This window comes from Companilactobacillus bobalius (assembly GCF_002179915.1).
Lineage (GTDB): Bacteria > Bacillota > Bacilli > Lactobacillales > Lactobacillaceae > Companilactobacillus > Companilactobacillus bobalius.
Map to the genome: position 1 here is coordinate 311,336 of NZ_MYFM01000004.1, position 7,868 is coordinate 319,203.

4 protein-coding genes are annotated in these 7,868 nt (G+C 36.0%); 3 read left to right on the forward strand and 1 reads right to left on the reverse strand.

The window, feature by feature from the left end; all coding sequences use genetic code 11:
* Positions 1 to 7: 7 nt before the first annotated feature.
* Entirely contained in the window at positions 8 to 2,677 is a 2,670-nt protein-coding gene (locus tag LKACC16343_RS08105) for a transglycosylase domain-containing protein (protein WP_056955179.1), read from the forward strand.
* Between the two features lie 228 nt (positions 2,678 to 2,905).
* Here LKACC16343_RS08105 and LKACC16343_RS08110 read toward each other — a convergent pair whose 3' ends face one another.
* Positions 2,906 to 4,345, reverse strand: a complete 1,440-nt coding sequence (locus LKACC16343_RS08110) for an amino acid permease (protein WP_056955181.1) — start codon at positions 4,343 to 4,345, stop codon at positions 2,906 to 2,908.
* A gap of 264 nt (positions 4,346 to 4,609) precedes the next feature.
* Between LKACC16343_RS08110 and LKACC16343_RS08115 the strand changes: the two genes are divergently transcribed.
* Positions 4,610 to 5,893: an LCP family glycopolymer transferase gene (locus LKACC16343_RS08115; protein ID WP_087721283.1), complete on the forward strand. Its 1,284-nt coding sequence runs from the start codon at positions 4,610 to 4,612 to the stop codon at positions 5,891 to 5,893.
* A gap of 95 nt (positions 5,894 to 5,988) precedes the next feature.
* Positions 5,989 to 7,533, forward strand: a complete 1,545-nt coding sequence (locus LKACC16343_RS08120) for an ABC-F family ATP-binding cassette domain-containing protein (protein WP_056955183.1) — start codon at positions 5,989 to 5,991, stop codon at positions 7,531 to 7,533.
* Positions 7,534 to 7,868 lie beyond the last annotated feature (335 nt).

Genomic DNA, 7,868 nt, shown 5'->3' on the forward strand with positions numbered 1-7,868 from the left:
GCTAATTATGCGTAAAAGAGAAACTGGGTTACGAGAAAGAGTAACTAGAAAAAGACGAAAATGGCCATGGGTCTTACTAACAATTTTATTGTTACTAGTTTTAAGTGTTGGGGCTTTTTGGCTGAAATATGGTTATGAAATAAGAAATACAATTGCGGATGGATACTCTTATAGTCAAGGATTGAAAGTATCAGATTTTCATCCTAGTAATTCTACCGTTATATATGATCGTAACGGTAAAGAAATTAAGAAACTATCTCGTTCTAGCTCAAATTACACGCCAATCAAGGATATTAATCCTGATATCAAAAAGGGGCTAGTCGCAGTTGAAGACCAAAGATTCTACATTCATCACGGTGTCGATATGTATGCCATTATGAGATCTGTTGTCTCGACTTTGTTACATCGACGGACAGAAGGTGGATCGACTCTAACACAACAGTTGGTCAAGAACGTTATTCTGCAAGATCAATCGCAGAATTTAAACCGTAAGCTCAAAGAAATGGTTATTGCCCAACAACTTGAAAAGAAATTTAGTAAGCAACAGATACTAGAGTTCTATATCAATAATGTTTATATGGGACATGGCTCATACGGATTTAGTGCTGCGGCAGATTATTATTTTTCTGAGAATCAAAAAGATTTATCAATTGATAAATTAGCCTTGCTAGTAGGAATACCGAATAGTCCACTTTATTATGATCCCGTCAGTGCACCAAAACGTTCATTGAATCGCCGTAATACGATTCTTTACGTCTTCTATCAACGTGGGTTGATTTCAAAACACACCTACGAGACAGCAAGTAAACGACCACTCGGTTTGAAGGTCAATAAACGTAAGTATGATAATGATGTTTCAAATAATTATGCTTTGAATTATGCCGTTTATAACGCAACTGAAGAATTGATGAAATCCTCTGGCTTCACGATGGAATATGCTTTTAAAGACAATCAGGTTAGAAATGATTACTTTGCTCGTTATAGACAAGAGTTTGAACGTGCACGTGGTAAGTTACTTGATGGTGGTTATACAATCAATACTACTATTGATATGGATGTCCAGAATAAGATTGAAAGTTTAGTTAATAAGACGTATCAATCCTATACAGGTAGATCCGCTAACGGTAAACTAACACCACAAGTTTCAAGCACCGTTATAGATAATAAAACGGGTGACGTTATAGCGGTAGTTGGTGGAAGAACGACTCAAGATGATCAGATGAATCGAGCGATAAATGGCTATAGTCAACCTGGATCAACTGCTAAACCATTAGTAGCTTATGCACCTGCTTTTGAACGAGGATATTTGCCACAAAGTACAGTCGTCGATTCAGCTGTTGCTAATGTACATAACTGGTACAGTGGCTATACTGGTAAAACCACCGTTCGGCACGCGCTAGAGAACTCTATTAATACGGTTGCTTATAAATTGGCACTTCAGGATACAAGTTATTCTTTCTATGATGACTTAACGAAGATGGAATTTGCCCGTTTGCGCCCAGTAGAAGATAAGAATGCTATTGATGCACTAGGTACTTTTAGTACGACGACAACCGAAATGGCTTCAGCATACAGTTCATTTTCTCGTGGCGGTCAATTTATTCATCCAAGTAATCTAACAAGTATTTATGATAATGACAATAATCGTTATATTTATCAAAATACTCATATGAAGAAGGATATTTATACTAAAAATGCCAGTTACATGATGATCAATACCATGCAGTCAGTAATTAGTGATGGTCTAGGTAAATCGGCTGCACTAGATAATTACAAGTACACGGCAGGTAAAACTGGTACAAGTGATAATAATAAGGATTCATATTTTGTTGGTATGACACCTGATTTTACGATTGCTAATTGGACCGGAAATGATGTGCCATCTACTTCATTGACTAGCAACGAACAGACATTGTCGATGCAAGCTTTCAAAGCTGAAGGTGAATATTTGGTTGATCAAATGAAGGAAAAAGAAGAGAATTTTAAGAAACCAAATACAATTACCGTCAGTGGTAGTAATTTGTCAGTCAATCAGAGTAATGAGAAACCAACCATTCAAGATGTTATTGATACTGATTTTTCTAAATATACTTCAGCTCAAGAACAAAAGAATACTGATCGACTCTATAATCTCGATTATCGAATCATTTATCATCTATCTAAGAAAGAGGAGTATAAGCGAGAAGACAAGGTTCAATCAGCTATCGATAAATATACTGACAATCCAATTACTAAAGAATCTCAATACGATAGTAAGTTGAGTGAATTGCAAAAGATTCGTTATCTGAACGCTAATGTTAAACGTCAATCAGCAAAGAATGACTTTAATCAGCAGATTCTACAGATGCAAAAGGAATTGAATTTGAGTCAAGCAATGTTCCAGGCTGCTAAGGATAATAGGAAGATTGCTAAGTATCAATCTGAAAAGGAAGCCATCGAAACACAACGTGAACAAAAGCGTCAGTCGATGGTAGATAAGTTGATGCCACAATACAATTCTCAGTTGCAAAAAGTTAAGGATGCTTATAAGAACAATGATTCTGATAAGGAAGATCAAAAACAAAAATTGATTGATATTATGAATGAAATCAGAAGTTACGGTGGTAATGTTCCTGATGTCAAAATTAATGTTAATAGTGATTCTTCTTCGAATAGTAGTTCTAGTTCTTCTGATTAGAATATGATTGGACTCAAATCAAAAGGGCGACCCCATATTAAATTGGGAGTCGCCCTTTTTTTATAGCTATAATTCTATTTTTTATAACCATGGTTCTATGCTGAATAGTGGAAACGAGTTTCGCGGGCCAGATTCCTGTGCTTTGCAGGACTTCACGAACTGCCTGCGTCGCAGTCAATTCGCAAAGTCCTGCAAATGCTCAGAATCTATGCGGGCCTGCTCCACTCTCTAATCAACATTTGTTCTTTTAGCGATGGCTGGCAAGATCAATCCTAATAGAATTAATGCTAATGGAGTGATGATGTTCAATGCTAATTGGAACCACCATGATGATGGATCTTGGGCCATGTTCATTTTAGGAACCATACCCATGATACATGCGAAGGCTGTTAGGAAGAAGGCCCAAAGTCCAACTCCGAAGCCGACGTATCTATTTTTAACGAACATATAATCAGATTTATATTTGTCCAATTGTTTAGTTAGCATCATATAAGCTAAGAATACCCATAGATAACGCATAGGCATAACAATTGAGTTAAGGTTCAACAACCAGTTATATAGATCATTCATACCATTGATACCTAGTGCAGGCACGATGATAAGAATAGAAACTAGAATAGCAGTCATTTTGTAACCATTGATAGCAATACCACGTTTATTTTTCTTCAAAAGAGCCTTTGGAATGTACTTCTTATCGGCATCTCCTAGAAGCATACGTAATGGAGCATCAATTGAAATGGCTAAAGCTGCTGCACTGGCTAATGTGTTGGTAATCGCAAATGCCCAAACGAACAAATTACCAACGTGGAAACTATTGCCTAAGAATTGGAAGGCTTGGTAAGCACCGTTGGCCATAAGATCGGCAGGAATGTGGTTAGAATTAACAATCATACCGATTGCAAATGAACCTAGAACGGCTGAAACGGCAACCATAACAGCTAAAATGATCATACCTAGTGGGAATTCCCTGGAAGCATTTTTAGTCTTATTAACATAAGGCGAAATCTTCTCAGCACCACCAACGGCGAAGACTAACATCGAAATAGTTGTGAAGTACTGTAAATCGAATTTCGGTATATAAGTGTGAATATCAGTCATGTTAGGTGTAGCAATTTGAACATGAGTGATAAAAGGTGCACTGACACCAAGGATGATAAACAACATTGACATAGTAAACATAGCAATCCCGGCGATGCTACCGATACTATTCAATGTTGAAGCACCCTTACTGGCGATCCAGACGAAAACAAGGAAAATAATCAAACTTAGTCCTTGCACAACAATTGGTGAAGAATCCTTGATAAAAGATCCATTACCTTTGAAAAGCCAACTTAGACTGACCATAATAATTTGTGGTTTTTGAGCTAAATAAGGAACATGAACAACCCAATAAGTCCAAGCGGCAAAGTAAGCTAGTTTGTTGTTAGATAGAGTTCTGATCCAAGAACTAACTCCTCCACCAGCTTCTTGAAACGCTGATCCTAATTGACCCACCATTAAAGTGTATGGGACAAAATAAAGAATCATAATTAAAATCCATGACGTTATAACAGCTAAACCTTGATTGGCAAAGTTATTAATAACGTTATTAAGACCCCAGACGGTAGTGAAACCAAGTAGAGCGATATTCCACCATCTGAAAGCCTTAGCATTCTTTGCATCTGACATAATCAAATCCTCCTACAAGAGTGATTATACAGGAAACTTAAAGTAAAAAGGCTAGGAATAATAAGATGTTTTTTTCGAAATATCCTAGTATTATATTTGTGTAACTTTTTTTTAATAAAATTGACAGACGGTGTCAAAAAATTATAATTTAGGAATACGGCCGTTACATATTTCTTTTTGATACATGGAATTAAGACTGTATAATTGTATTCTATCTACTATATAATGAGAGTGAATTTGTAGATAGCAAATTAAACGGAGTTAATTATGAATAACAACAATAATAATGGTTTACGAGGACGTCGGAAAAGAACGCGTAATAGCGCCTTGGCGTCCAGCAATAATGGAAAGATTAAACATCCGCTCCTTAAGATAATCGGGTTGGTAGCTTTAGTAACTTTCTTTGTAATGGGGGCATATGGTTTTAGAATCTATGCTCAAGCTCAGAATTCTTTGGGCAAGACATATAAAGCAATAGATGGAAAGAATGCTTCCGCTAAGATAGTTAGTAAGAAGCCCGTTTCAATATTGTTGTTAGGTGTAGATACAACGGATAACGGTGTTCGTGACACAGAAACAAATTATCGTGGTAATTCTGATACGATGATTATCGTAACGGTTAATCCTAAGACTAATAAGACAACAATGATGTCAGTTCCACGTGATTCAATGACAGAAATTTGGAAGAGTGCTAATCACAACACGAAGAAGATTCAAAAGATAAACTCAGCATATAATATTGGTAATGAAGAAAGTGCCATGGTTACAACTGAAAAGTTTTTGAACGTTCCAATTGACTACTACATTAAGGTAGATTTCAATTCTTTAAAGGAAATTGTTAATGCTGTTGGAGGTGTAGATGTTGACGTACCGTTCAGTTTCTCGTATGGTGATACAGGCGAAAAGAAGTCACACTTCAAAAAAGGTAAGATGCATTTAAACGGTAAACAGGCCTTGGATTACTCAAGAATGCGTTATGAAGATCCACAGGGTGATTATGGACGTCAATTGCGTCAACGCCAAGTTATAACAGCTATTATCAAGAGTGCAGCTAGTGCAAAGACCTTTACACGTTATCAAAAGGTTCTAGATAGTATCTCTAGTTCAATGACAACTAACTTAAGTTTCAGTGATATGCAATCCATGTTCTTGAATTACAGTGGAGCAGCCAAGAATATTGACTCTGACCATTTGCAAGGATATGGTTCAATGATCGATGGTTCATCTTATGAAATAGCACCAACTAAGGAATTAAGACGAGTATCTAATAAGTTACGTAAGCAATTAGGCTTAGCTGAAGAACAATTGAATAATAAAGAAACCAGATTAAACGCGTATAATGAGAAGTTAGGCTTTTCATTTAATTACACCGGTAATCAACAACAGAACTACACAACTAAGATTACTTCTACAAGTAGTTCTACTAGTTCTGAGAGTTCGTATGGTTCAAGTTATGGAGAATCAAGTCATTCTACTGGTGGTTATGGTAGTAGTTCTAACAGTTCTACTGGGTCAACTGGTTCCAGAGGCTTCGGTGGCGGCTATTAAATTAATTAGTTAAATAATAAGCGGGGGTAACCCCATTTGAATAAAGGCTGAGACAAATGTTTTCAGTCTTTTCTTATTGTATAAAGGAGAAAAATATGAGTGTTTTAGAAGTACACGGATTAACACAACAATTTTTGGATAAAAGATTGTACGATTCCGCAGATCTACAAGTAAATAAAGAGGATCATTTAGGTATCATTGGTCAAAATGGTGTTGGTAAGAGTACCTTTATTAAGATTTTGACTGGTCAAATTGAACCTGATGAGGGCAAGATTACATGGAAGAAACATATGACCGTTGGTTATTTGGATCAACAAGCCAAATTAGCCTCAGGGATGACCATATATGAATATCTTCAAACAGCATTTTCAAAATTATATGAAACTAGTGACCAGTTAAACGAAATTTACATGAATGATCCTAGTGATGAAGATTTGGAAAGAGCTGGAAAACTTCAAGAAATCTTAGATGCCAACGATTTCTACGAATTGGATACTAAGATTGAACAAGTAGCAACTGGTTTAGGATTGGATGCTATTGGATATGAGCATGACGTTTCCAAACTAAGTGGTGGTCAACGTTCAAAGATTATCTTGGCTAAAATTCTATTGGAGAAACCCGATATGATTTTGCTAGATGAGCCTACTAACTACTTAGATACTAATCATATTGACTGGTTAGCTGATTATTTGAATGATTTCCAAGGAGCATTTATCGTAATTTCCCATGATTATGGCTTCTTAGACCGCATTATAAACTGTGTAGCTGATTTTGAATTCGGTAAGATCACTAAGTATACAGGTAGTCTCAAGCAAGCTCTAAAGCAAAAGGCTGCTAACAAAGAAACATATATGAAGGCTTACGTTAAGCAACAAGAGAAAATCTCTAAGACTAAGGCTTATATTAGAAAGTTTAAAGCCGGTTCTAGATCAAAGAGTGCTAAGAGTAGGGAGAAACAATTAGCTCATATGGATGTGTTGACACCTCCAGGGAATAAGACAGCTGCCAGCTTTGGATTCCCATATGTAGAAGTACCAAGTTCGAGAATGCTATTGGAAGTTAATGATCTAAAAGTAGGTTATGATGGTAAACCTCTATTTGATAAGGCCCTCAATTTCTCAATCGTCAGTGGAGAAAAGATGGTTATCAAAGGATTCAATGGTATTGGTAAGTCTACATTGATTAAGACTCTTTTGGGTATACTTAAGCCTATTGAAGGTAACTATGATTTCTCTGAAGTTGCTAAGATAGGTTACTTTAAACAAGATCTTGTCTGGGAGAACAATCTCGAAAGTCCATTTAAGTACATTAGTGACAAGCATCCAGACCAAGGTGGTAAAGAGGTTAGACGTGTTCTGGCTAGAACTGGATTGACTAATCAACAGATCATGTCACCGCTACGTTCTCTTTCTGGTGGGGAGCAGACTAAGGTTAAGATAGGTGATTTGATGTTCAATACTTCTAACTTCCTATTCATGGATGAGCCTACAAACCATTTGGATGATGAGAGTAAAGCTGCACTACGTAAGGGTTTGAAGAACTATGAAGGATCATTGATCTTAGTAACCCATGAAGAAGACTTCTATAGTAGTGATTGGATAAATAAGGTTCTAGATATTGAAAAGATAAAAGAAAATTAGTTATTTTCAAAAAAGTATGAAAAATACTTGCATTGGTTTACCATTAACGGTAAGATATTATTTGTTGTCGCAAGAGAACAAACGTATCAACAGATTGATTGATGATTTCATCAATTCAATTGAAATAATTATTTTAAAAAGTTATTGACAAATTGTTATTAACTTGATAAACTAATTAAGTTGTCGATGAGCGTAAGCGCTTAATTGACTGGTAGACCTTTGAAAACTGAACAAAGTTTTAACACTAAAATTGTGTAGGCCAACATTTATTTGTTGGATTTACAACGAAGTCAATTCGCTAGTATTTTTATTTATGAGTCACAAACTTTTAATAT

Excerpts from the sequence above, each read along its gene's own strand:
- LKACC16343_RS08105 (WP_056955179.1), top strand. The coding sequence starts at position 8 with ATGCGTAAAAGAGAAACTGGGTTACGAGAAAGAGTAACTAGAAAAAGA.
- LKACC16343_RS08110 (WP_056955181.1), bottom strand. The coding sequence starts at position 4,345 with ATGTCAGATGCAAAGAATGCTAAGGCTTTCAGATGGTGGAATATCGCT.
- LKACC16343_RS08120 (WP_056955183.1), top strand. The coding sequence starts at position 5,989 with ATGAGTGTTTTAGAAGTACACGGATTAACACAACAATTTTTGGATAAA.